We start from the raw sequence: 23624 nt of genomic DNA on the forward strand, positions 1-23624 counted from the left end.
TGCCGTGTCTCGCTCGCCTCTCACATCTCGCTCGCGAGCTTCTTCATCGCCGCCTTGATTGACCCGGCCGCGTCGTCATATCCGTCCCACGCCTTGGTCCTGGCCAGCAGCGCCGGCACGGTGCGAACCGTGTAACGCTTGGGATCGAGTCCGGTCTTGACCTGCGCCCAGGTCACCGGCATCGACACCGTTGCGCCGGCGCGCGCCCGCGGGGACAGCACAGCGACCGCCGTCGCCATCCGGTCGTTGCGGAGATAGTCGAGGAAGATCTTTCCCTTGCGCAGTTTCTTCGACATGTTGAGCAGATAGTCGTCCGGGCTGTCATTGGCCATCCATTGGCACACGCCCTGCGCAAACGCCTTCGCCTCCGGCCACGCCACCTGGTCGCGCGCGCCATGCAGCAGCGGCGTCACCACGTGCAGGCCTTTGCCGCCCGTGGTCTTGCAGAAGCTTTCGAGACCCAGAGCCGTCAAGCGTTGCCGCATGTCCTTGGCCGCGGCAATCACCTCCGCGAAGGCGACGTTCGGCGCCGGATCGAGATCGAATACGAGGCGGCCCGGCACGTCGTAGGCATCAGGCGCGCAGTTCCAGGGATGCAGCTCGACGCCGGCGACCTGCGCCACCGCGATCAATCCCTCGACGCGGTCGATCTGCAGATACGGCTTGCGATCGCCGGAGACTTTGACCAGCTCCAGCATGTCCGACGTGCCCTGCATGCCGTGGCGCTGAAAGAACGTCTCGCCATCGATACCGTCGGGCGCACGGACGATCGAGCATGGCCGCCCCTTCAGATGATCGATCATCCAATCGCCGACGGCTTCCAGATAGGTCGCGAGATCGAGCTTGCTCACGGGCTCGCCGTCGCCGGCATCGGGCCACAGCGCCTTGTCGGGCTTGGAGATCGCAACACCCATCACCGTGGCCGAGGTCTTGGTGCGCGACGGCGTCTTGTGCACGGTGGTGCCGCCGGTCGCGACCGTCGCCGCGGCTCGCGCCATCGGCTTCGCCACGTTCGTCGTGACGACCGGCTCCTCGGCCACGACCTCGCGCGCCGGCTTGTCAGCGCGCAAGCCCTTGAACGAGGCCTGCCGGACATTGCCGTCATCGGTCCAGCCCGCGAACTCGATCTCGGCCACCAGTTCGGGCTTCAGCCAATGCACGTCGCGCGTCTTGCGCGGCGCGTTCTTGCCGCTGAACGGGCTCTTGTTCGCCTCCGCCGCCTTCAGCGCCGGCATGATCGCCTTTACCGTGTCCTGGCCGAAGCCGGTGCCGACGATGCCGACATAGGCGAGATGATCGTCCTTGTTGACGCCGACCATCAGCGAACGGAATTTGCCGTTGGTGGTCTTCCAGCCGCCGATGACGACCTCGTGGCCCGGCCGGGTCTTGGCTTTGGTCCAGCTGTCGGTGCGGCCCGAATGATAGGCCGAGTCCAGTTTCTTCGAGACGATGCCTTCGAGCGACAGCTTGCGCGCCGATTCCAGCACGGCCTCGCCGTCGCTCTCGAAATGTTCGACATAACGGATGCGCGGCGCCTTGCCCTTGATGTTCGCCTTCAGCAGCTTGGCCAGCCGCGCCTTGCGGTCGCGCAGCGGCTGGCGGCGCAGGTCGAACTCTTCGGCAAACATCAGGTCGAAGGCAAAGAAGATCAGCTCGTCGGTCTGCCCGGCCGAGATCGCAGCCTGCAGCGCCGAGAAATTGGGATTGCCGTCCTTGTCGAGCGCGACGATCTCGCCATCGATGATCGCATCGGGCAACTTGGCAGCTTCTTCGGCGATCGCCTTGAACTTGGCGGTCCAGTCCAGGCCCTTGCGGGTCTTCAGCGTCGCCTTGCCGTCTTCGACCCTGATCTGCACGCGATAGCCGTCGAACTTGATCTCGTGCGCCCAGCCCTCGCCACCCGGCGGCTGGGCCACGGAGGTGCAGAGCTCGGGCGGCACGAAGTCCGGCAGCGATGACACCGTTCGCGGCGCGGCCGCCTTCGGCGCCTTCGATTGGGTCGCCTTAGTTTTGGTCGCCTTGGTTTTTGTCGCCTTGGTTTTTGTCGCCTTCGATTTGGTCGACGACGTCGCCGTCGAAGACGCTTTGCCGTCGCTGCGGTTCGAGTGCCAGACGGCGTCGGCATTCATGCGCTGCGCCTCGGCGAGCATGAACGGCTTCGGCGCCTTGCCCTTGCCGGCCGCGATCTGCGCCATCGTCCGTCCCGAGGCCACCGACGTGTCGGCATCCAGAATGTCGTTGGCCTCGCCTTCTCTAGCGAATTCGTCGCGATGCTTGATCAGCAGCCAGTTGGTACGCTTACCGCCGGTGCGATCGTTGCGCATCCGCACCAGGACCCAGCTGCCGTGCAGCTTGTCGCCGTCGAGCGTGAATTTCAGGTCGCCCTTCGCGAAGCCGCGCTCCGGATCCTCGCTCTCCCAATAGCCGCGGTCCCACAGCATGACCGTGCCGCCGCCATACTCGCCTTCCGGGATCGTGCCTTCGAAATCGCCGTAATCGAGCGGGTGGTCCTCGACCTCGACCGCGAGCCGCTTGTCGTGCGGGTCGAGCGACGGGCCCTTGGTCACGGCCCACGACTTGAAGACGCCGTCGAATTCGAGCCGCAGGTCGTAATGCAGCCGCGTCGCGTCGTGCTTCTGGATGACGAAGCGCGGGCGCGCCGCGCGCGCCACCTTGGCTTGGCCCGACGGCTCCGCCGTTTTGTCGAAATCACGCTTCTTGCGATAGGTGGAGAGCTTCTTGAGCGCCACGGTGATCCCTCGCGTTGAGCGGTAGCGTAGCAAAGCGGGACGCATCCTGGAACCGGAGCGGGCACGGCCTGCGATTGGCGTTGACCAGATCAGGACGATAACACCGGGCAAAGTTCCGCGTTCCCGCCGCTCGATGAGCCCGGGTGGTGCTGCCGTTCGCCCTCCCGAGAGGGCGCAGGGAAGGCCGGGAGCTCGCCGCCCCATGGCCCGCCTGCGAAAAAAATGCAGGCGGCAGGTACCACAGGTGCAGCCGAGACATCCCGGCCCTCCCTGCGCGACGGTTTTCACGGCTGCTTCGCGTTCTCCCCGGTGCGCCGGCTTGTTGGCCACCGTGTCGCGACAATGCGCTTGCGCGCATTGCGCTGGATACCAGCTTCGGGGTATCAGGACCACGCGACTTGACCGTGCGTGCCGGATCGTTCGTCGGCGCAACAATCACGCTGCAACCCGACACGCCCATCGCATTCCGCTGCCGACGTCCATGACGACCGCGATACGTCCCCTCCGACGCAACGGAACGAGCGGGACAATAATGCTGATTTTACGAAGCTGTCAAGCGGTTTATTTTTATCAGAAATATGAGAGAGGGTTCGCGGGCCCGCCGCGATTTGCCCGGCGCCGCAATGCCGGCTTTCCCGAGGGAACGCCTTCGCCATGGATCAGGCCGGGAACCCGGACCGACATCAGTCCGTTGCATCTCACCCTGATTGCCTACGGAGAACATGATGGCCCCCCGTGCCTATTGGAAAGGCTCGCTCAAACTGTCTCTCGTCAGTTGTCCTGTCGTGCTCTACCCGGCGTCGACCTCGGTGGAGAAGACGCGGTTTCACATGATCAACCGCGAGACCGGCAACCGGCTGAAGCAGCAGATGGTCGATGCCGAGACCGGCGATGTCGTCGAGGCCGAGCAGAAGGGCCGCGGCTACGAGTTGGCCAAGGGTCAGTATGTCGAGATCGAGCCCGAGGAACTGGAAGCGGTCCAGATCGAGAGCAACCACACCATCGACATCGACAGCTTCGTGCCGCGCGAAGAGATCGACCAGCGCTATCTCAACCATCCCTATTACATCGCCCCGGACGGCAAGGCTGCAGTCGACGCCTTCGCCGTCATCCGCGACGCGATGAAGGACCAGGGCCGCGTCGCGCTGGCGCGGATCGTGCTGACCAATCGCGAGCACGTCATCGCCATCGAGCCGATGGGCAAGGGCATGCTCGGCACCACCTTGCGGTTTCCCTATGAGCTGCGCGACGAAGCCGAATTCTTCGGCGACATCAAGACGCCGAAGATCACCAAGGACATGGTCGAGCTGGCCGGCCATATCCTGCAGACCAAGGCGGCGCATTTCGACCCGTCGGAGTTCAAGGATCAGTATGAGACCGCGCTGAAAGCGCTGGTCAAGCGCAAGGCGTCGGGCAAGCCGATCAAGCTGCCGGAGCCGGAAGAGCGGTCCGACAACGTCGTCAGCCTGATGGATGCGCTGAAGCAGAGCCTGAAAGGCAAGGGAGCTGCGAAGACATCCCGCCCAGCGGCTAAGCGCGCCGCCGCGCCGCGCCGTTCGGCCAAGAAGGCCCATCGCTCGGCGGCCCGGCAGCGGAAAGCGGGGTAAAAGCTTTAGCCGAGAAAGGCGAAGTGCCCCGCCCTTGGCGGCCCCAGCCTGCCGATCATGGCCTCATGGTTCGAGACGCGCCGCCTTGGATACCATTCACTTGGTTCACAGACAGGTTCGGCGCTCCTCACCATGAGGAGCAAAAGCCGAGGTGGCACTTCATACCAGGCCATGAACACGCCGAGAGGCGTATTCATGGAGAGGGTTTGGCGCCGAGGGCCGCGCTGCACATCGACCATGAGCGGCCTGCTCATGGAGCAGGATCAAGCTTCGCGGCCGAAGTCTAAACCCTCATGGTGAGGAGCGCCGCGCACGAAGGCCGATCATGCACTCAGTGTTCGTGGCGGCGCGTCTCGAACCATGAGGCCGTGATATCAGCTCTTCTTCGGCGACTTCTTCGCCGTCTTCTTGGTAGTCTTCTTCGTACTCCTCTTGCTCGACGTCTTCGACGCCTTCTTGGCCGTCTTCTTCGCAGCAGACTTCGCGCTCTTCTTCGGCGACGCCCTCTTGCCTTCGCGGCGGGCCTCCGACAGGCCGATCGCGATCGCCTGCTTGCGACTGGTCACCTTGCGGCCGGAGCCGCCGCTGCGCAGCGTGCCGGCCTTGCGCTTCTTCATCGCGCGTCCGACCTTGGCCGACGCGCCCTTCGAGAATTTGCGTGCTGTTCTCGCCATGAAGCTGATCTCCCTGTGATACGACAGAAATCACGAGGGACAGCGAATGTTCCGCCTCGACGAAACAGCCGACATGACAAAACGCTAATCCGGCGCGCGCAGCCGATAGCCGATGCCGGTCTCGGTCAGCACGAATTGCGGCCGCTCGGGATCGGTCTCGATCTTCTGCCGGAGCTGGCGCACATAGACGCGCAGATATTGCGCGTCGGTCAGTTCGTCCCACAGCTCCTTGAGCAGGAAGCGATGCGTCAGCACCTTGCCGGCATGCTGCACCAGCACGCGCAGCAGATCATACTCCTTCGGCGACAGCTTGATCTCGCGTTCGCCGACCTTGACGATGCGGCGGACCAGATCGACAGAGAGATCGCCGGTGCGGAACACCGGGCGCTCGCCCTGCACCTGCAGCTGGTGGCGCAGCGCCGCGCGCAGGCGCGCCAGCAGTTCGTCCATGCCGAACGGTTTTGTGATGTAGTCGTCGGCGCCGAGATCGAGCGCCTTCACCTTCCCCGCCTCGTCGCCGCGGCTCGACAGCACCACGATCGGAATGCTCTCGCTGCGCGAACGGATGGTGCGCAGCAGCTCGTGGCCGTCGATGTCGGGCAGCCCGAGATCGAGGATGATCAGCGCCGGATCCTCGGCGAGCTTCTCGAGCGCGACCTTGCCGCTCGGCGCCTCCAGCATTTCATAGCCCTGGGTCGCCAGCCCCATCCGCAGCAGCTTGCGGATCGGCGGCTCGTCGTCGATCACGAGCACCTTGATCGGAGCACCGGTCATGCGGCCGTATCCAGCGGTCTGGCCTGCGCGGGCACCGGCAGGCGGATGGTGAGAACGGCGCCGCTGCGATCGGCACGATTGCCGGCGGTCATGCGGCCATGCATCGCCTCGACGAAGCCGCGCGAGATCGCAAGGCCCAGCCCGGTGCCGGGGCGCACCTGGTCGCCCTTCTGCACGCGATAGAACTTGTCGAACACGTGCTCGACCTCGTCGGGCGGAATGCCGTCGCCCTCGTCGGTGATGTCCAGCACGACCCACGATCCATCGCGCCGCGAGCGCAGCGCGATGGTGGTCTCCGCGGGCGCATATTTGGCGGCATTGTCGAGCAGGTTGAACAGCACCTGCTCGAACAGCACCGCGTCGAGTTCGAGCATCGGCAGATCGGCGGCAAGGTCCAGCGCGATGCGGTGGCCGGACAGGATCTTGCTGGCGCGCCTGAGCGCGCTGCCGACGATCTCACCGAGATCGTGCAGCGCGGTGTTCGGCTTGATCGCGCCGGATTCGAGCTTGGTCATGTCCAAGAGATTGGCGATGAAACGGTTGAGCCGCTCGGACTCGTCGATGACGGTCGCGAGCAGATCGAGCTTCTCCTTGTCCGACAGCCGCGTGGCGAGATCGCGCATCGTCGACGCCGCGCCGAGCACCGACGCCAGCGGCGTCTTGAGGTCGTGCGAGATCGAGGTCAAGAGCGCCGAGCGCAGCCGGTCCTGCTCCATGCTGCGCTTGACCTTGTCCATGTCCTCGACCAGGAGCACGCGCTCGATCGCGAGCGCGCCCTGATCGACCAGCGCGTCGAGCAGCCGGCGCTGGTCCGGCGTCAGCAACGGCCCGCTGCGGTCGTCGTCGATGCCGATGACGCCGATCAGCCCCCGGCCCGTGCGCATCGGCAGGAACAGGCGTTTCGCACCGGGCAAGGTATCGGAGCCGCGGCCGGCGGCGCGGTCGTTGCTCCAGGCCCAGCTCGCCGCGGCGAGATCGGCGTCGTCGAGCTGATCCTCCGGCGGATAGCCGGTCATCACCGTCAGCTTGCCGTCCAGCGGCAGCAGCAGCACGACGCGCACCTTCAGCATCAAGGCGGCCTGATAGGCCGTTGCCCACAGCACGTCGTCCAGGGTCGCGGTGCCGGCGAGCTTGCGGCTGAAGGCATAGAGCTGCTCGGTGGTGCGGATGCGCTGGGTCGCCGAATCCGCCTGCACGCGCACGCGCGCGGCGACATTGGACACCAGGAGCGCGATCAGCATGAAGAAGAAGAATGCCGCAACGTTGGTCGGATCGGTGATCGTGAAGGTGTAGATCGGCGGCAGGAAGAAGAAATTGTAGCACAGCGAGGCCATGAGGCTCGCGAGCAGCGACGGCCACAGGCCGTAGCGCGCGGCGACGCCGACCACGGCGGTGAGGAACACGAGATCGACATTCTCGATGCCGAAGAACGGCTGGATCAATTCGGCAAGGCCGAGGCCGACCGCCGTGATCAGCAGCGCCATCAGATAGGGTTTGGGCTGCAGCGGCTCGCTGCGCGCGCGGGTCTGAACCGATGGGCCCGTCGGCTCCGGCGTCTCATCGCCGGCGATGACGTGGATGCTGATGTTGCCGGCGCGCCTGACCAGGTCATGCACCACCGAGCCCCTGACGATCTCGAACAGCCGCGAGCGGCTGGACTTGCCAATAATGATCTGGGTGACGTTGTTGGCCTGTGCGAAGCTGATCAAATCATCGGCAATCCGGCGACCGGCACCGGGGATCGTCAGCGCCTCGCCACCGAGGGTCTCGGCCAGCCGCAGCGTATCGGCGAGCCGGTCGCGCTGCTTGTCCGAGAGCTGGAGATTGCGCCGGGTCTCGATCGTCACGGCGGTCCATGGCGCATGAACGCGATCGGCGAGCCGCTTGGTGTAGCGCACCAGGCTCGCGGCGCGCGGATCCTCGGAGACGCAGACGAGAATGCGCTCGCCGGCCGCCCAGGGGCCGGCGATGGCGTTGGCCTGCATGTGGGTGAGCAGCTGCTCGTCGACGCGCTCGGCGGTTCGGCGCAGCGCCAGCTCGCGCAGCGCGGTCAGATTGCCGGGCGAGAAATAATGCTCCAGCGCGCGCTCGGCCTGCTTGGGCACATAGACCTTGCCCTCCTTCAGCCGCTGGATCAGATCATCGGGCGTGAGGTCGATCAGCTCGATGGCGTCGGCGCGATCGAAGATCGAATCCGGCACGGTCTCGCGAACGCGAACATGGGTGATCTGCGCGACCACGTCGTTGAGGCTCTCGATGTGCTGGACGTTGACCGCCGTGTAGACATCGATGCCGTGCGACAGCAGCTCTTCGACGTCGAGATAGCGCTTGGGATGGCGGCTCCCGGCAACATTGGTATGCGCGAGCTCGTCGACGATCGCGAGCTTCGGCCGCCGCGCGATCACGGCGTCCAGATCCATCTCCTCGACGACCTGGTCCTTGTAGGTGATGCGCTTGCGCGGGATCACCTCCAAGCCGCGCACTAGCGCCTCGGTCTCGATCCGGCCATGGGTCTCGACAAAGCCGACGACGACGTCGACGCCGGCCTTCATCCTGGCATGCGCGCTCGACAGCATCTCATAGGTCTTGCCGACGCCGGGGGCGGCGCCGACGAAGATCTTGAGCTTGCCGGCAGGACTGTCCTCCCGCCGGGCCGCTTCGAGCAGGGCCTCCGGCGAGGGACGTTGGTCAGGATCGCGGCGTTGACTGGCCATGCGGCATTATAGACGGGGAGACCTCTGCGCCAAGGCCGGAGCGACGCGCACCGTCACTGCGCCTTGGCCGCATCGAGCGCCAGATTGAGGGCGAGCACGTTAACACGGGGTTCGCCGAACAGGCCGATCAGGCGGCCTTGCGTCTGCTGCGCCACTAGGGCGCGGACGCCTGCCTCCGGGAGATTGCGCGCCTTGGCCACCCGCGGCACCTGGAACAGCGCCGCCTCCGGCGAAATGTCCGGATCGAGCCCGCTCGCGGAGGTCGTCACCAGATCAACCGGCACGGCCTGCGCAGGGTTTTCTGCCTTGAGCTTGTCGACGTCCTCCTTGACGCGGTCGGCCAGCGCCTTGCTGGTCGGCCCGAGATTGGAGCCCGATGAGTTGGCCGCGTTGTAGGGCGCCGGGACCGTCTTGGTCGAATCGTTGGGGTCGGCCGCTGTCGTCGCCGAGAGCCGGCCGTGGAAATATTTGTCGTCCTTGAACTCCTGGCCGATCAGCGCCGAGCCGATCACTTGGCCGTTGCGCGTGATCAGGCTGCCTTCGGCCTGCGCAGGAAAGATGGTGCCGGCCACAACAGTCATGGCGAGCGGATAGATCAGGCCGGTGATCAGGGTCAGCGCGAGCAGGACGAAGATGGCGGGACGGATTTCTTTGAGCATGTGAGTCTCCTGTGTCTCTTCCGTCATTGCGAAGCGACGAAGCAATCCAGGGCGGCGTGTGGGACTCTGGATTGCGCCGCTTCGCTCGCAATGACGGCGGTTGGGGTGTCAAGCCAGGTGCAAGGCGGTCACGATCAGGTCGATCGCCTTGATGCCGATGAAGGGAATGATGATGCCGCCGAGGCCGTAGACCAGCAGGTTGCGGCCGAGCAGCGCGCCGGCGCCGATGGCGCGATAGGCCACGCCCTTCAGCGCCAGCGGGATCAGCGCGATGATGATCAGTGCGTTGAAGATGATCGCCGACAGGATCGCACTCTGCGGGCTCGACAGGTTCATGACGTTCAGCACGTTAAGCTGCGGGTAGAACGCCAGGAACATCGCCGGGATGATCGCGAAATACTTGGCGACGTCGTTGGCGATCGAGAACGTGGTCAGTGCGCCGCGCGTCATCAGGAGCTGCTTGCCGATCTCGACGACCTCGATCAGCTTGGTCGGGTTGGAGTCGAGATCGACCATATTGCCGGCCTCGCGGGCGGCCTGCGTGCCGGTGTTCATGGCGACGCCGACATCGGCCTGCGCCAGCGCCGGCGCGTCGTTGGTGCCGTCGCCGCACATCGCCACCAGCTTGCCCTTGGCCTGCTCGTCGCGGATCAGCTTGAGCTTGTCCTCGGGCGTCGCCTGGGCGAGGAAGTCGTCGACGCCGGCTTCGGCCGCGATCGCGGCCGCGGTCATCGGGTTGTCGCCGGTGATCATGACGGTGCGGATGCCCATGCGGCGCAGTTCGGCAAAGCGCTCGCGGATGCCGCCCTTGACGATGTCCTTGAGCTGGATGACGCCGAGCAGCCGGCCGTCCCTGGCCACCGCCAGCGGCGTGCCGCCGGCCTTGGCAATCTCGTCAGCGATGGCGCGGATCTCGCGGGCGAGCTCGCTTTCCATGGGCTGGATCGCGCGCACGGTGTTGCCGGACGCGACCTGCGTCGCGCCGCCGCCGATGTAGCTGAGGATCGCGTCGACCGCGCCCTTGCGCACCGAGGAGCCGCCAGCATCGACGCCGCTCATGCGGGTCTGCGCCGTGAACGGCACGAAGGTGGCGCCGAGCTCGGCCATGTCACGACCGCGGATGCCGTACTTCTCCTTGGCGAGCACCACGATCGAGCGGCCCTCCGGCGTCTCGTCGGCCAGCGAGGCGAGCTGCGCGGCGTCCGCGAGCTCCTGCTCGCTGACGCCGCGGACGGGACGGAACGCGGTGGCCTGGCGGTTGCCGAGCGTGATGGTGCCGGTCTTGTCGAGCAGAAGCGTATCGACGTCGCCGGCGGCCTCCACGGCGCGGCCCGACATCGCCAGCACGTTGAAGCGCACCAGGCGGTCCATGCCGGCGATGCCGATCGCCGACAGCAGCGCGCCGATCGTGGTCGGAATCAAGGTCACGAACAGCGCCACCAGCACCACCACCGAGATCGAGCCGCCGGCATAGGCGGCGTAGCTCGGGATCGTGACCGTCGCGAACACGAAGATGATGGTCAGGCCGGCGAGCAGGATGTTGAGCGCGATCTCGTTCGGCGTCTTCTGCCGCTCGGCGCCCTCGACCAGCCTGATCATGCGGTCGATGAAGGTCGAGCCTTGGGCTGCCGTGATGCGCACGCGGATCCAGTCCGACAGCACCTGCGTGCCGCCGGTCACGGCCGAACGGTCGCCGCCGGATTCGCGGATGACGGGCGCCGACTCGCCGGTGATGGCGGCCTCGTTGACCGAAGCGACGCCTTCGATCACCTCGCCGTCGGAGGGGATCGTATCGCCAGCCTCGACCAGCACGATGTCGCCGACCTTGAGGCTGGTGCCCGCCACGAGCTTGAAGCTGTGATCGGTGGGGCTCGAGCCGGTCAGCAGCTTGGCCTGGCTCTCGGTCCGGGTCTTGCGCAGCGAATCCGCCTGCGCCTTGCCGCGGCCTTCGGCGACGGCCTCGGCGAAGTTGGCGAACAGCACGGTGAACCAGAGCCAGAGGATGATCTGGAAGGTGAAGCCGAGATTGGCGCCGCCGGTCACGATGTCGCGGAGGAAGATCACCGTGGTGAGCGCGGCGACGACTTCGACGACGAACATCACGGGGTTCTTGATCATCAGCCGCGGATCGAGCTTGACGAACGCAGACTTGATGGCGGGCAGCATGATCTTGGCATCGAGCATCGTCGACATCGACGAGCGCTTCGAGAGTTTGACGGTTTCCATGGAGGTTGCTCCGAGATCAGAACACGGTGCCGGCGGTCATCGCGAGATGCTCGACGATCGGACCCAAGGCGAGTGCGGGGAAGAAGGTAAGGCCGCCGATGATGAGAATCACGCCGACGACGAGGCCGACGAACAGGCCGCCGGTGGTCGGCAGGGTGCCGGCCGACGGCGGGATCGACTTCTTCGCGGCCAAGGAGCCTGCGATCGCCATCGCCGGCACGATCATGAAGAAGCGGCCGACGAACATCGAGCTTGCCAGCGTCAAATTGTAGAAGAAGGTGTTGCTGGTGAGGCCGCCGAAGGCCGAGCCGTTGTTGGCGGTCGCCGAGGTGAAGGCATAGAGCACCTCGGTGAAGCCGTGCGGGCCGGCATTGGCCATCGAGGCCACGGCCTGCGGCAGCACGACGGCGACAGCGGTCCAGCCGAGATACATCAGCGGCAGCACCAGGATCGCCAGCATCGCCATCTTGACCTCGCGGGCCTCGATCTTCTTGCCGACATATTCCGGCGTGCGTCCGACCATGAGGCCGGCGACGAAGATCGCGAGCACGACGAACAGCAGCATGCCGTAGAGGCCGGCGCCGACGCCGCCGACGATGATCTCGCCGAGCTGCATGTTGATCAGCGGGATCATGCCGCCGAGCGCGGTGAAGCTGTCATGCATCGCGTTGACCGCGCCGCAGGAGGCGGCGGTCGTGATCACCGCGAACAGCGACGACGCGACGATGCCGAAGCGGACCTCCTTGCCTTCCATGTTGCCGCCGGTCAGCCCCAGCGCGTTCAGCACATTGCTGCCGCTGGCCTCCGCCCAATAGGTGACGGCGACGCCTGAGATGAACAGCACGCCCATCACGGCGAGGATGGCCCAGCCCTGGCGCTGGTTGCCGACCATGCGGCCGAACACGTTGGTGAGGGCGGCGCCGAGCGCGAAGATCGAGATCATCTGGAAGAAGTTCGACAGCGCGGTCGGATTCTCGAACGGATGAGCGGCATTGGCGTTGAAGAAGCCGCCGCCATTGGTGCCGAGCATCTTGATCGCGACCTGCGAGGCCACCGGGCCGACCGCGATGGTCTGCTTGGCGCCCTCCAAGGTCGTGGCCTCGACATACGGCCCGAGCGTCTGCGGGATGCCCTGCCAGACCAGGAACAGCGTGTAGACGATGCACAGCGGCAGCAGCACATAGAGCGTGCATCTGACAACATCCACCCAGAAATTGCCGACCGTGCGGGCCGAGGCACGCGCGAAGCCGCGGATCAGCGCAATCGCGAGCACGATGCCGGTCGCCGCCGACAGGAAGTTCTGGTGCGTCAGGCCGAGCATCTGCACCAGATAGGAGACCGTGCTCTCACCGCCGTAGTTCTGCCAGTTGGTGTTGGTCAGGAAGCTGATCGCGGTGTTGAACGACAGATCCTCGGCAACGGCGGACTGGCCGGCGGGATTGAACGGCAGCACGGCCTGCAGCCGCATGACGCCGTAGATGATCAGGAAGCCGCCGACATGGAACAGCAGCATTGCGACCGTGTAGGTCAGCCAATGCTGCTCGCGGCGCTCGTCGACGCCGCCGATCCGGTAGATCGCGGATTCGACCGGGCGCAACACGGGAGAGAGAAAGGTGCGTTCGCCATTGAAGACGCGCGTCATGTACCAGCCGAGCGGCTTGGCGAGCGCGACGATCATGGCGCAATAAAGCAGGATCTGAATCCAGCCGATCACGGTCATGGGATGATGTCCTTGAGAACGGGTGCGGGCGCTTGGGCGGTCAGAACCGCTCGGGCCGCAGCAGCGCGTAGGTGAGATAGATCAGAAGGCCGAGCGACACGGCGCCGGCGAGCGAATAGTCGAAGATCATGGTCCGTCTCCTAGAGCCGCTCGCAGGCATAGGTGTAGCCGATCGCCAAGGCGAAGAAGCCGGCGGCCAACGCCAGCATCAGAATGTCCAGCATGGTGTGCTCCTCATGCGCGCGGCAGGCGCGCAACCAATGGAGCGGACGGGGCGCCGACGGGGCCACGGTCCGTTCCTCCGTCCCAGATGGCATCGCGCCCCATAGGTTTTCGAGACGGCCCGGCCGGCAGAGTTATAGGAATCTCATAAAGACCGCGGTCTTCCGCGGCGAAAATCGGCCGGCGACGACCGCCGCCGCATAAGCAGCGGCCGCGATGACGCCGTGCGTTTATGCGCCGCTTATTTCTTCCAGGCCCTGCCCCTCTCGTATTCCTACGGCTGCAGCCGCCACATTGGCGGCACGGCCCGCTTCGGCCGGCGCTCAATCACGACGGATCCACACCATGCCCGTTTCAACGTCACTGGGTTTCGCCGATCTGCCGCAGACCCCGCAGGATTGGACCACGCTGTCAGCCGATCTCCTGGGCGCAGACGAGGACGTCTCGCCACTGTCGGCACGCGGACGGCGCCGGGGACGCATCGACCAGCTGATGCAGGCCGAGGCCCGCATCGATGCCGCGCTGGAGCTGATCGCGCTGCAATTGCCGCGCTGGTCGCTGCGCCGCCTCGCCTATGACGACGGCGAATGGCACTGCGCGCTCTCGCAACGGCGCGAATTGCCGGACTGGCTCGACCACTGCGCCGAAGCCAGGCACAGCGATCTCGCGCTCGCCATTCTCCACGCCGCAGCAGAGGCGCGCCGCCTCGAGCCGGGCCAGCCGCGCCCCTCGGGACAACGCTCCGCCGAGCCCGCGCTCACGCAGCTGCTCTGCTGCGATAACTTCTGACGTGACGAAAGCCACCCCTATGATCCTCTCGGCCGACAAATCGGTGGAGCTGTCCACGGCGCGGGTGCTGCTTCGCTTCGGCCTGCGAACCGCGATCCTTGGTCTGTTCGCGACGTTCGGCAGCATCGGCTTCGGACGCAGTCTTGCAGCGCTGCTGTGGATGACCGTCATCCTCTGTGCCGTGCTCGCCACTCTGCGCCGCGAGCGCGTCTTCACCGCCGGCCTCAATCATTGGGACGAGATGATCGGCTATCTCGCGCTCTATTGCGCGGCCATGTCGTTCAACCAGCTCACGGACGCGTAGGCGTCGTCCTTTACGTCGCGCCTATGACGTCACCCGCGGTCCCGCATCGATTTCCTATCCACACATCGCGATATCAGATCCACGGCCGCACCATCATCTCGCACGGATGCGGGCGTAAACAGAAGGACCACGTCCATGAGGCTCGTCGAACCTCCATCGTGTCACAAGGCGGCTGCCGCCCTCGTCGTGATCGGCCAGAACGGCCGCGGCCACTGGGTCGTCCAGGAGCAGAACGGGCTCTATGGCGGCCTGTTCGTCAGCCGCGCCGAAGCGATGAAATATGCGCTGTTCGAGAATGGCCATCATCCGGAGACGATCGTCGAACTGTCGCGCACGATCGAGCTCGACGCCAACGGCCGCTTCGCGCCTGTCGGTCTGTTGTTCGGAAGCAACCGGCGGCCGGTTGCGTGACCGCCTCGCCGGCACAATCGCCGACATTCCAATGGCCGGTGCATGGCTCGGCCGGAACAGGATGAGGGGTCTCATCGTAGGAATGCGAGACGAGCTGACGTCATTTCCTATAGGAAAAGCATAAGTCGCAAAAAAAATGGGACGGCCGAAGCGGCCGTCCCGTGTGTCGCGATATCGGTGGTCGGATCAGAAGATCTTGACCGCGCTTTCCAGCGTCTTCCACACACCCCAGGCGAGCGGAACGCCGACGAAGGCCCAGAACAGCGTTGCCTTCACGTCGAGACCGCCGCGATCGATGCCGAACGAACCATGCTGGATCGCCGCCTCGTTCTTGGCAAGGTTGGCCTGGTAGCGCGCGACCTCATCCGGGCTCATGTTCCACTTGTGGTCGACCGGCTTGATCAGGAAGTTGCAGATCAGGCCCGCCAGCAGCATCGCGCAGAGGATGTACATCGTGGAGTTATACAGCTGGTCGCGCGGCACGCCGGCGGCAAGCTGGAACTCGCGGATGTAGTTGACCACGACCGGGCCGATGATGCCGGCGGTCGCCCAGGCCGTCAGCAGCCGGCCGTGGATGGCCCCCACGAACTGGGTTCCGAACAGGTCCGCCAGATAGGCCGGCACCGTGGCGAAGCCGCCGCCATACATCGACAGGATGATGGCGAAAGCCGCCACGAAGAACAGTTTGGAGCCCATTGCTGCGAAGGTCGGCGCCAGCGCATAGAGCACGATGCCGATCAGGAAGAAGCAGTAATAGGTGTTCTTGCGGCCGATGTGATCCGACAGCGACGCCCAGAAGAAGCGGCCGCCGATGTTGAACAGCGACAACAGGCCGGCGAAGCCTGCCGCGATGCCCGCAATGGCTGCCTTCTGACCGGCGTCGAGCTGGTTGAAGCTGACGTCGGGCAGGCCGATCAGCTTGCCCGCGAAGATCTCCTGCAGCATCGGCGAAGCCATGCCGATGACGCCGATGCCTGCCGACACGTTCAGGCAGAGCACCCACCAGACCAGCCAGAACTGCGGCGTCTTGTGCGCGTTGTCGAGATGAACGTGATGCTCCGAGATCATCGCCTTCTTCACCGCCGGCGGCGTCCAGCCCTCAGGCTGCCAGCCCACCGGGGCCACGCGATAGGCAAAGGCGCCGATCATCATGAAGACGAAGTAGATCACGCCCATCGTGACGAAGGTCTCCCACACGCCGACGGAGGTCGGCGTCTTGAAGTAGTTCATCAGCAGGTTGGCGAGCGGGGCACCGATCATCGCGCCGCCACCGAAGCCCATGATCGCCATGCCCGTCGCCATGCCGCGCCGGTCGGGGAACCATTTCACCAGGGTTGAGACCGGCGAGATGTAGCCGAGGCCGAGACCGATGCCGCCGATGACACCGGCGCCCAGCCACGTGATCCAGAGCTGATGCACATAGATGCCGAAGGCCGCGATCAGCAGGCCGCCGCCCCAGCAGCAGGCAGCCACGGCGCCCGCCTTGCGCGGTCCGGCCCGCTCGAGCCAGCCGCCCCAGATTGCCGCGGACCCGCCGAGCAGCACGAAGAACAGCGTGTACATCCAGCCCAGGCTCGCGACCTTCCAGTCACAAGTCGTCGTGAACAACTCCTGCACCAGGCTCATGTCGGGGCAGGCCTGGCTCTGGGTCACGCCGATCGCGCGCGACAGAGGCAGCCAGAACACCGAGAAGCCATAGGCCATGCCAATGCACAGATGGATGCACAGCGCAGCAGGAGGAACCAGCCAGCGGTTGAACCCCGCTTTCGCGATCGTGTGTTCACGATCGAAGATCCCCGCTTGCGCGTTCGGGAGCGAGCCCGCGCTCTCAATGGTAGCCATGCATTCCTCCCCTACGGACTCCCGTCCAACGCAACGACGTCATGTTCTGTCCCCTTGATCAGAATCAATTCGCTCACTCACCGTGTCCGCTATCGATGAACCAGACGATTTCGCGATGCACAAAAGCTAAAGACTATTCCACGGCACGAGACCCCCACCCGAGCCCCCTGCGTCGTATCAACACCATTGTGCCGCGGCTCCGCCTGGCCCGGTCCAAGCGGGCATGACTCGTCTCCCGCAACCTCCGCGGAAGCATGGCAATTGGTGCAGAACCGAGGCAAATTGTCGATAGTAAAATGGTAATAATCGATCAAACTTGGTGGATTGATCGCACTGCAGCGAGCATGTGTTGCTAACAAACACAAAAAGTCGCGTGTAACCGACGTCACCGCCACTCTCGGCTGCAATCATGTTGCTCGCGATTACTTCCGGACGACGCGCGATAATCCCTGAGAGAATCAACTAATGAGATCACCGCGCGACCATTCACCGGACATCCAAGGACCCGCAGACGCCGAGGTCTCGAAAATTTGAAGCATGAACAACCTGTCCTTGCCTCGCGACAACGTCGCAAGCCTGGACTGAGAACGCGGCATTGTTGTGAGCCTTGGCAGGCACCAATGCGACGATAGGAAGCAGCGCGCCCGCTTGACATCGGAACGACGGGGTTGACCGCACACGAACTACTTAGTTCGAACAACCTGCAGCAGGTGACGGGCCGGCAATCTGTTGGTCCATCATGGTATCGGCTCGGCAGCCTTCTCGATCAGAAACAGAATGGCATGATCGCTGCGATCGACGATCTCGACCCGATCGCCGGTCTCCCGGATCAGATTCGGAATGTCGATCACCGCGAGCGGATCCGTGCAGCGCACTTCGAGGCGCTCGCCCGCCTTGAGTGATCGCAACGCCTTGCGGGTCTTCAGCGCCGGCAACGGGCACTTGAGACCCGTCAAATCCAGCCTCGTCATCGTCATGCGCCGGCACCATGGCGAAGCGGTCCGGACCCGTCAACCCGCCGTGGGAATCGGGAACCGGGTTCCTGGCATGCCACCGTTTTATGAGGCTTCAGTGCTGAGGCTGGTTCCATCAGCGGGCTGCGGACTCGCTTGAAAGCGCCAGCACGTCCGCCAGGGGCATGGCGAGCCGTAGAACCAGCGTCGCGATCGCCGCGATGTCGTCGAGATGAGCCCGCGGCAGCGCTGTTTCGACATTGCCGTCGCTGGCAAGTCCGACGATGCCTGGATCGTCCGGGAACAGCAGCGGCTTGCCGTTGGCTATGCGATGCACCTCGATGCGGCGATGCGGTCCGGCCCTATACCCCTCGATGACGACGAGATCGACAGGAGACAATTTCGCCAGCAGCTCCGCGAGCGAAGGTTCGTTTGCGCCGCGCAGCTCATGCATCAGCGCCCAGCGCGTGCCCGACGCGACGAGCACCTCCTCTGCCCCAGCCTCGCGATGCCGCCAGGAATCCTTGCCCGGCACGTCGACATCAAACTTGTGGTGGGCGTACTTGATGACGGAGACGCGCAGTCCCTGCCCGATGAGAAGAGGAATCAGCCGCGCGAGCAGCGTGGTCTTGCCGGCGCCGCTCCACCCGGCGAGGCCGATGACTTTCATCGCGGTCTCCAGAAAGGCCCCTGATGTTCCGACACGAGGCGGGGCGTGTGATCGATCAATCGCCTGGCGGGCATCCCGCTCCATGGCCGTGACATGGCGCCGTCATGCCAGCGGCCATGCAGACTTCGCAAGGCGGGAACGCCGAACCCGGCGTCTGACCCTCGCAAATGGTGAATCGGGCGGGCCGCGACGCTGACGCCGCGGCAACAGACGTGGTAACTCGAATCGTGATGACAGCCATGACCAGGACTTCGATTCCCGGCCTGCTGCTCGCCGGCGGTCTTGCGCAGCGGATGGGCGGCGGCGACAAGCCGATGCGCATGATCAACGGTCGCACCATCCTGGAGCGGGTGATCGCGCGGCTCGCACCGCAATGCAGCCGGCTGATCCTCAATGCCAATGGCGATCCCGCGCGCTTCGCAAGCTACGGTCTGACCGTCGTGCCGGATGGCGTTGCCGGCTTTCCGGGCCCGCTCGCCGGCATCCTCGCAGGCCTCGACTGGGTTGCGGCGCACATGCCGGGGACGCAGTGGATGCTGAGCGCCGCCGCCGACTGCCCATTCCTGCCGCGCGATCTTGCGACGCAGCTTGTCGATGCCCGGGAAACGGAACAGGCCGAACTCGTGCTGGCCGCCTCCGGCGGACAGACGCACCCGGTGATCGGTCTGTGGCCGGTCGGGTTGCGCGAGGACCTTCGCCACGCGCTGGTCTCGGAGGATGTCCGAAAAGTCACGCGCTTCACGGAACGCTATGGGGTCGCGACCGTGACCTGGCCGGTGCTGCCGCGCGATCCCTTCTTCAATGCCAACACCGCCGAGGATCTCGCCGAGGCCGAGCGGCTCGCGGTGCTGGATGATTGAGGACGCCTGATGGATGCGACAGCTCCCGTCCGCCGCGCCGTGCTGGCCGTGGCCGCGCTCAATCTCGGCTATTTCGGCATCGAGTTCGCCGTCGCACTGGCGATCGGCTCGGTGGCGCTGTTTGCCGACAGCGTCGACTTCCTCGAGGATGCCTCGGTCAACATCCTGATCGCGCTGGCGCTGCGCTGGAGTCCGGCGAAGCGCGCGCAGCTCGGCAAGGTGCTGGCGCTGATTTTGCTCGCGCCTGCGCTCGCCGGCTTGTGGACCGCGGGCGAGAAGTTCTTCACACCCGCCGTGCCCGCACCGCTGCCGCTGACCGTCACCGGCCTCGGCGCGCTCATCGTCAATCTCGGCTGCGCGCTGATCCTGGCGCGGGTCCGTCATGATCAAGGCAGCCTCACCAAGGCGGCCTTCCTGTCGGCACGCAACGACGCCTTCGCCAACGTGGCGATCATCGCGGCCGGTCTTGTCACCGGCTTTGTATGGCCCTCGATCTGGCCCGACCTGATCGTCGGCGTCGGCATCGCGCTGATGAACGCGGACGCCGCGCGAGAGGTGTGGGAGGCCGCGCATGAGGAGCACAAGGCGGCCAAGGCTTGAACCGCTGTCGGACTTGCGTCCATCGCCAGTTGCAATGCAGCCTGCGGCACACTGCAGTGCAGTGCAACGAAAGCTTCAGGACAGGGCATCCCTGTGCGATTGACGGCCCCCCGGGATTGATTGCAGATAGACGGATCGGCCGGCAGAGCCGCGACAAACAACGGCATCATGCCGACATCGGTGGAGGACGAATTGCAACTCAGCACTTTGAGGCGGGCGGCGTGGGCCGCCGCGGCGCTGCTGATCACGACGGCCGCGCAGGCCGAGATCTCCGACAACGTCGTCAAGATCGGCGTGCTCAGCGACATGAACGGCCCGGCGTCGACGCCGACCGGACAGGGCTCGGTGACCGCGGCGCAAATGGCGGTGGATGATTTCGGCGGCAAGGTGCTGGACAAGCCGATCAGCGTCATCGTCGGCGACCATCAGCTCAAGCCCGACATTGGCGCGGCGATCGCGCGGCGCTGGTACGACACCGAGCAGGTCGACCTCATCGTCGACGTGCCGGTCTCGGCTGTGGGCCTGGCGGTGCAGACCATCGCCACCGAGAAGAAGCGGCTGTTCATCACCCAGTCGACGGGCGCTGCCGATTTCCACGGCAAGTTCTGCTCGCCCTACGCCATGCAATGGGTGTTCGACACCCGTGCACTCGCCACTGGCACGGCGAAGGAGGTCGTCAAGCGCGGCGGCGACAGCTGGTTCTTCATCACCGACGATTACGCCTTCGGCCACTCGCTGGAGCGCGACGCGTCGAGTGTCGTGACCGCCAATGGCGGCAAGGTGGTCGGCGCCGTCAGGCCGCCATTCGCGACGCCGGATCTCTCCTCCTTCATCCTGCAGGCGCAGGCCTCCAAGGCCAAGATCATCGGCATCGCCGCAGGTCCACCCAACAACATGAGCGAGATCAAGACCGCGGCCGAGTTCGGCCTGCTCAAGGGCGGCCAGCAGATGGCGGCGCTGCTGGCGCTGATCACCGACATCCATTCGCTCGGCCTGCCGGCGGCGCAGGGGTTGCTGCTCACCACGTCGTTCTACTGGGATATGGACGACAAGACGCGTGAGTGGTCGAAGCGCTATTTCGCCAAGATGAACCGGATGCCGACGATGTGGCAGGCCGGCGTCTACTCCGCCGTCACGCATTATCTCAACGCGGTCAAGGCCGCCGGCAGCGACGCGCCGCTCGCGGTGGCCGCGAAGATGCGCGAGACACCGGTCGAGGACTTCTTCGCGCGCAACGGCAGGCTGCGCGCCGACAATCTGATGGTGCACGATCTCGTGCTGGCGCAGGTCAAGTCGCCGGAGGAGAGCAAATATCCGTGGGACTACTACAAGATTCTCGCGACCATCAAAGGCGATGACGCGTTCGGCCCGCCCGATCCGGCATGTCCGATGAAATAGGCGAGGTGCGAGTAGCGAGTAGCGAGTAGCGAGCGATTGATTTTGATTCTCGCCATTCGCTATTCGCTGCTCCCTATTCGCCATTCGCCGCTGTCATTTCACCACCCCGATCTCCCGGAAATATCTCATCACGCCGGGATGAACGAGATCGAGGCTGGGCGCGGCCGCGACAGTGTTGGCGGCGGTGGTCTCGCAGGCTTGCGCCAGCGTCTTGCACAGCGCGGCTTCCGCGCCATGCAGCGTCTTTGCCAGCCGATAGGCGACGTCGTCGGGCAGGCTCTCGCGCACCAGAACGTAGCTCCAGGACCCGATCGAATGGATCGCAGCATCCTGCCCGGCATAGCTGCCGGCGGGCACCGTCAGGGCTTTGAGGAAACCGTGCTTCGCCCTGACCTGCGCGATCTCCTCGGCTGATGGCGCGATGAAGCGGGCGCCGCCCGGCGTCTTGGCCATCGCCGCGAAGCCGGGCCAGCCGATGCCGGCGCCCCACAGTGCCGCGGCGCGGCCGTCCTGCACCATGGCCGGACCGTCGCCGGCACGGTCGAGATAGACCGCCTTGAAATCCTGGTCCTGCTGCAGGCCGAGCCCGTCGAGCATGTAGCGCGACATGATCGGCAGGCCCGAGCCCTTGGCGCCGAACACCACCGTCTGGCCGACGAGATCGCGAATGCTGCGATAGGAACTATCGGCGCGCACCACGAACAGGCCCGGGCTGGAGAAAATCGCGGTCAGGATGTTCAACCTCGTCTTCGGACGGTCGAGCCCCACGAACGCCTGATAGGCCGGCTCGCCCGCGACGAGACCGAGATCGAGCTCCCCGCTCTCGAGCAGCGGAATGTTCTCGTTGCTGCCCTTGGTGTTGTGCGGGACGATCGCAAGCCCGGCATCGGCGTCGTTCATGACCGTGGCGAAGGCATCGCCATAGAGCGGGAAGCCGCCGCCCGGCGTCGCCGTTCCCAGAGTGATCGTGAGCTTGCTGATGGCGTTCGCTCCCTGCTGCGCTGCGGCCGGGCCGAACATCAGCGCAACGGCAAGGCCGAGAATTCGCAACGACGTCATGGGCTCGTCCTTCCGTGCCTGCGCGTCCGACACAAGCTTGTATGCAAGCATGCCAATCTATGGAAGCATGCCGGCAAAGACGACGACAAGAGCTTCGGGAGGACGAGATGACGTGGGCGCGTGCGTTCCTGGCCAGTGTTGTGGTCGCAGTCTGCCTCGCCGTACAGCCGGCTGCGGCGGCCTATCCGGACCGTCCGATCCGCTGGCTGATCGGTTTTGCGCCGGGCGGGCCGGTCGACATCGTCGCGCGCATCATGGCGCAGTGGCTGTCCGATCGGTTCGGCCAGCAGGTCGTGGTCGAGAACCGCACCGGCTCCGGCGGCAACATCGCCGCAGCCGCCGCGATCAATGCCGCACCTGACGGCTATACGCTGCTGTTCGTGGCGCCGAACAACGCGATCAGCACCTCGCTCTACAAGAAGCTGCCTTACGACTTCATCCGAGACACCGTGCCGGTCGCCAGCATCATGCAACTCACCAACATGCTGGTGGTCAGCAACGACGTGCCGGTGAAGACGGTGCAGGAGTTCATCGCCTACTGCCAGGCCAACCCCGGCAAGATCGCCTTCGCCTCCTCGGGCAACGGCACCTCGGTGCACATGGCGGCCGAGCTGTTCAAGGTGATGACCAAATGCGACATGCTGCACGTGCCCTATCGCGGCTCGGCGCTGGCGTTTCCCGACATCATCTCCAACAAGGTGCAGCTGATCTTCGACAATCTGCCGACGGCGCTGGAGCAGGCGCGCGGCGGCAGCGTCCGCGCGCTCGGCGTCACCTCGCCGCAGCGCTGGCAGACCGTGCCGGACGTGCCCGCGATCGCCGAGACCGTGCCGGGCTACGAATCGGTCGGCTTCTACGGCATCTCGGCGCCGAAGGGCACCCCGCCCGAGATCGTCGAGACCCTCAACAAGGCGGTCGGCGAGGCGCTGAAGGACCCCAAGCTGGTGGCGCGACTGACCGAGACCGGCGGCATTCCGAAGGCGATGACCCCGGCCGAGTTCGGCAAGCTGGTCGCCGACGAGACCGAGAAATGGCGCAAGGTGGTGGAATTCGCCGGAGTCTCGGTGGATTAGCGCGGCACCGGCCGCGGCCGGTCGAAGCGGCGACCGCGGCCTGGCAAAACGCTCCGGCCGCGGCATTGCCGGATCGCCATCGAGGCTGTAAACGGAGCCCGCACCGTCGCCGGGCGCTTCGTGCCACGCCGGACAGGCCCCTCCCTGCCCGCCACCGCCAAGCCCTCCGCGCCGCGGGGCCTGTAGCTCAATGGTTAGAGCCGGCCGCTCATAACGGTCTGGTTGCAGGTTCGAGTCCTGCCGGGCCCACCAGCAAAGTCAACGACTTGCTGACTTTCATTTCGGCGCTTCTGCGTCTCCGCACCAGATACCGCACCAG

At 65.3% G+C, this 23624-nt stretch carries 21 protein-coding genes and 1 tRNA gene; 9 read left to right on the top strand and 13 right to left on the bottom strand.

The window, feature by feature from the left end; all coding sequences use genetic code 11:
* Nucleotides 1-20: 20 nt before the first annotated feature.
* A complete protein-coding gene (gene ligD / locus ACQR1B_RS17525) occupies nucleotides 21-2750 on the bottom strand; it encodes a DNA ligase D (protein WP_434834485.1) in 2730 nt (909 codons plus the stop codon).
* A 725-nt stretch (nucleotides 2751-3475) separates the two neighbouring features.
* Here ligD and ACQR1B_RS17530 point away from each other — a divergent pair.
* Nucleotides 3476-4357 (top strand): Ku protein, encoded by an 882-nt coding sequence (locus ACQR1B_RS17530; protein WP_434834484.1) that lies wholly within the window; start codon nucleotides 3476-3478, stop codon nucleotides 4355-4357.
* Between the two features lie 374 nt (nucleotides 4358-4731).
* On the opposite strand, the gene ACQR1B_RS17535 is transcribed toward ACQR1B_RS17530, so the two are convergent.
* The 8 genes from ACQR1B_RS17535 to ACQR1B_RS17570 all read right to left on the bottom strand — a co-directional run bounded on the left by ACQR1B_RS17535 (nucleotide 4732) and on the right by ACQR1B_RS17570 (nucleotide 13414).
* Nucleotides 4732-5031, bottom strand: coding sequence for a DUF6496 domain-containing protein (locus ACQR1B_RS17535; RefSeq protein WP_434834483.1), 300 nt, complete (start codon nucleotides 5029-5031; stop codon nucleotides 4732-4734).
* Nucleotides 5032-5115: 84 nt separating this feature from the next.
* Complete coding sequence (locus tag ACQR1B_RS17540) at nucleotides 5116-5805, bottom strand: response regulator (RefSeq protein WP_434834482.1); 690 nt, start codon at nucleotides 5803-5805, stop codon at nucleotides 5116-5118.
* Nucleotides 5802-8519 (bottom strand): DUF4118 domain-containing protein, encoded by a 2718-nt coding sequence (locus tag ACQR1B_RS17545; RefSeq protein ID WP_434834481.1) that lies wholly within the window; start codon nucleotides 8517-8519, stop codon nucleotides 5802-5804. The genes ACQR1B_RS17540 and ACQR1B_RS17545 overlap by 4 nt, the downstream gene beginning before the upstream one ends.
* A 53-nt stretch (nucleotides 8520-8572) precedes the next feature.
* Nucleotides 8573-9178: a K(+)-transporting ATPase subunit C gene (locus tag ACQR1B_RS17550; protein WP_434834480.1), complete on the bottom strand. Its 606-nt coding sequence runs from the start codon at nucleotides 9176-9178 to the stop codon at nucleotides 8573-8575.
* Between the two features lie 108 nt (nucleotides 9179-9286).
* A complete protein-coding gene (kdpB, locus tag ACQR1B_RS17555; protein WP_434834479.1) occupies nucleotides 9287-11404 on the bottom strand; it encodes a potassium-transporting ATPase subunit KdpB in 2118 nt (705 codons plus the stop codon).
* A 16-nt stretch (nucleotides 11405-11420) separates the two neighbouring features.
* Entirely contained in the window at nucleotides 11421-13124 is a 1704-nt protein-coding gene (kdpA, locus tag ACQR1B_RS17560; protein WP_434834478.1) for a potassium-transporting ATPase subunit KdpA, read from the bottom strand.
* Between the two features lie 40 nt (nucleotides 13125-13164).
* Nucleotides 13165-13254, bottom strand: a complete 90-nt coding sequence (locus tag ACQR1B_RS17565; RefSeq protein ID WP_042340291.1) for a K(+)-transporting ATPase subunit F — start codon at nucleotides 13252-13254, stop codon at nucleotides 13165-13167.
* A 10-nt stretch (nucleotides 13255-13264) separates the two neighbouring features.
* Nucleotides 13265-13414 carry a hypothetical protein gene (locus tag ACQR1B_RS17570; protein ID WP_434834477.1) on the bottom strand — a complete coding sequence of 50 codons (150 nt, stop codon included), beginning with the start codon at nucleotides 13412-13414 and terminating at the stop codon, nucleotides 13265-13267.
* Between the two features lie 277 nt (nucleotides 13415-13691).
* Between ACQR1B_RS17570 and ACQR1B_RS17575 the strand changes: the two genes are divergently transcribed.
* From ACQR1B_RS17575 to ACQR1B_RS17585, 3 genes are all read left to right on the top strand, one after another.
* On the top strand, nucleotides 13692-14135 hold the full coding sequence (locus tag ACQR1B_RS17575) for a hypothetical protein (protein WP_434834476.1): 444 nt from the start codon (nucleotides 13692-13694) through the stop codon (nucleotides 14133-14135).
* Between the two features lie 19 nt (nucleotides 14136-14154).
* Nucleotides 14155-14439, top strand: coding sequence for a hypothetical protein (locus ACQR1B_RS17580; protein WP_434834624.1), 285 nt, complete (start codon nucleotides 14155-14157; stop codon nucleotides 14437-14439).
* A gap of 135 nt (nucleotides 14440-14574) precedes the next feature.
* Nucleotides 14575-14850, top strand: coding sequence for a hypothetical protein (locus ACQR1B_RS17585; protein ID WP_434834475.1), 276 nt, complete (start codon nucleotides 14575-14577; stop codon nucleotides 14848-14850).
* A gap of 186 nt (nucleotides 14851-15036) precedes the next feature.
* Here ACQR1B_RS17585 and ACQR1B_RS17590 read toward each other — a convergent pair whose 3' ends face one another.
* The 3 genes from ACQR1B_RS17590 to mobB form a co-directional block, all read right to left on the bottom strand.
* Nucleotides 15037-16692, bottom strand: coding sequence for an OFA family MFS transporter (locus tag ACQR1B_RS17590; protein WP_434834474.1), 1656 nt, complete (start codon nucleotides 16690-16692; stop codon nucleotides 15037-15039).
* Nucleotides 16693-17429: 737 nt separating this feature from the next.
* Entirely contained in the window at nucleotides 17430-17669 is a 240-nt protein-coding gene (locus tag ACQR1B_RS17595; protein ID WP_434834473.1) for a sulfurtransferase TusA family protein, read from the bottom strand.
* A 112-nt stretch (nucleotides 17670-17781) separates the two neighbouring features.
* Nucleotides 17782-18315, bottom strand: coding sequence for a molybdopterin-guanine dinucleotide biosynthesis protein B (gene mobB / locus ACQR1B_RS17600; protein WP_434834623.1), 534 nt, complete (start codon nucleotides 18313-18315; stop codon nucleotides 17782-17784).
* Between the two features lie 230 nt (nucleotides 18316-18545).
* Between mobB and mobA the strand changes: the two genes are divergently transcribed.
* The 3 genes from mobA to ACQR1B_RS17615 all read left to right on the top strand — a co-directional run bounded on the left by mobA (nucleotide 18546) and on the right by ACQR1B_RS17615 (nucleotide 21173).
* Complete coding sequence (mobA, locus tag ACQR1B_RS17605; protein ID WP_434834472.1) at nucleotides 18546-19175, top strand: molybdenum cofactor guanylyltransferase MobA; 630 nt, start codon at nucleotides 18546-18548, stop codon at nucleotides 19173-19175.
* A 9-nt stretch (nucleotides 19176-19184) separates the two neighbouring features.
* Nucleotides 19185-19775: a cation transporter gene (locus tag ACQR1B_RS17610; protein WP_434834471.1), complete on the top strand. Its 591-nt coding sequence runs from the start codon at nucleotides 19185-19187 to the stop codon at nucleotides 19773-19775.
* A gap of 168 nt (nucleotides 19776-19943) precedes the next feature.
* Nucleotides 19944-21173 carry an ABC transporter substrate-binding protein gene (locus ACQR1B_RS17615; protein WP_434834470.1) on the top strand — a complete coding sequence of 410 codons (1230 nt, stop codon included), beginning with the start codon at nucleotides 19944-19946 and terminating at the stop codon, nucleotides 21171-21173.
* Nucleotides 21174-21266: 93 nt separating this feature from the next.
* Here the strand turns inward: ACQR1B_RS17615 and ACQR1B_RS17620 are convergent, their stop codons facing one another.
* The gene (locus ACQR1B_RS17620) at nucleotides 21267-22232 is read right to left on the bottom strand and encodes a TAXI family TRAP transporter solute-binding subunit (RefSeq protein WP_434834469.1); all 966 of its coding nucleotides are present in this window, start codon (nucleotides 22230-22232) and stop codon (nucleotides 21267-21269) included.
* A gap of 107 nt (nucleotides 22233-22339) precedes the next feature.
* Between ACQR1B_RS17620 and ACQR1B_RS17625 the strand changes: the two genes are divergently transcribed.
* Nucleotides 22340-23305, top strand: coding sequence for a Bug family tripartite tricarboxylate transporter substrate binding protein (locus tag ACQR1B_RS17625; protein ID WP_434834468.1), 966 nt, complete (start codon nucleotides 22340-22342; stop codon nucleotides 23303-23305).
* A gap of 176 nt (nucleotides 23306-23481) precedes the next feature.
* Nucleotides 23482-23557 (top strand) — tRNA-Ile (locus ACQR1B_RS17630).
* Nucleotides 23558-23624: the final 67 nt, after the last annotated feature.

It is taken from the genome of Bradyrhizobium oligotrophicum (assembly GCF_051168495.1).
Taxonomy (GTDB): domain Bacteria; phylum Pseudomonadota; class Alphaproteobacteria; order Rhizobiales; family Xanthobacteraceae; genus Bradyrhizobium; species Bradyrhizobium oligotrophicum_A.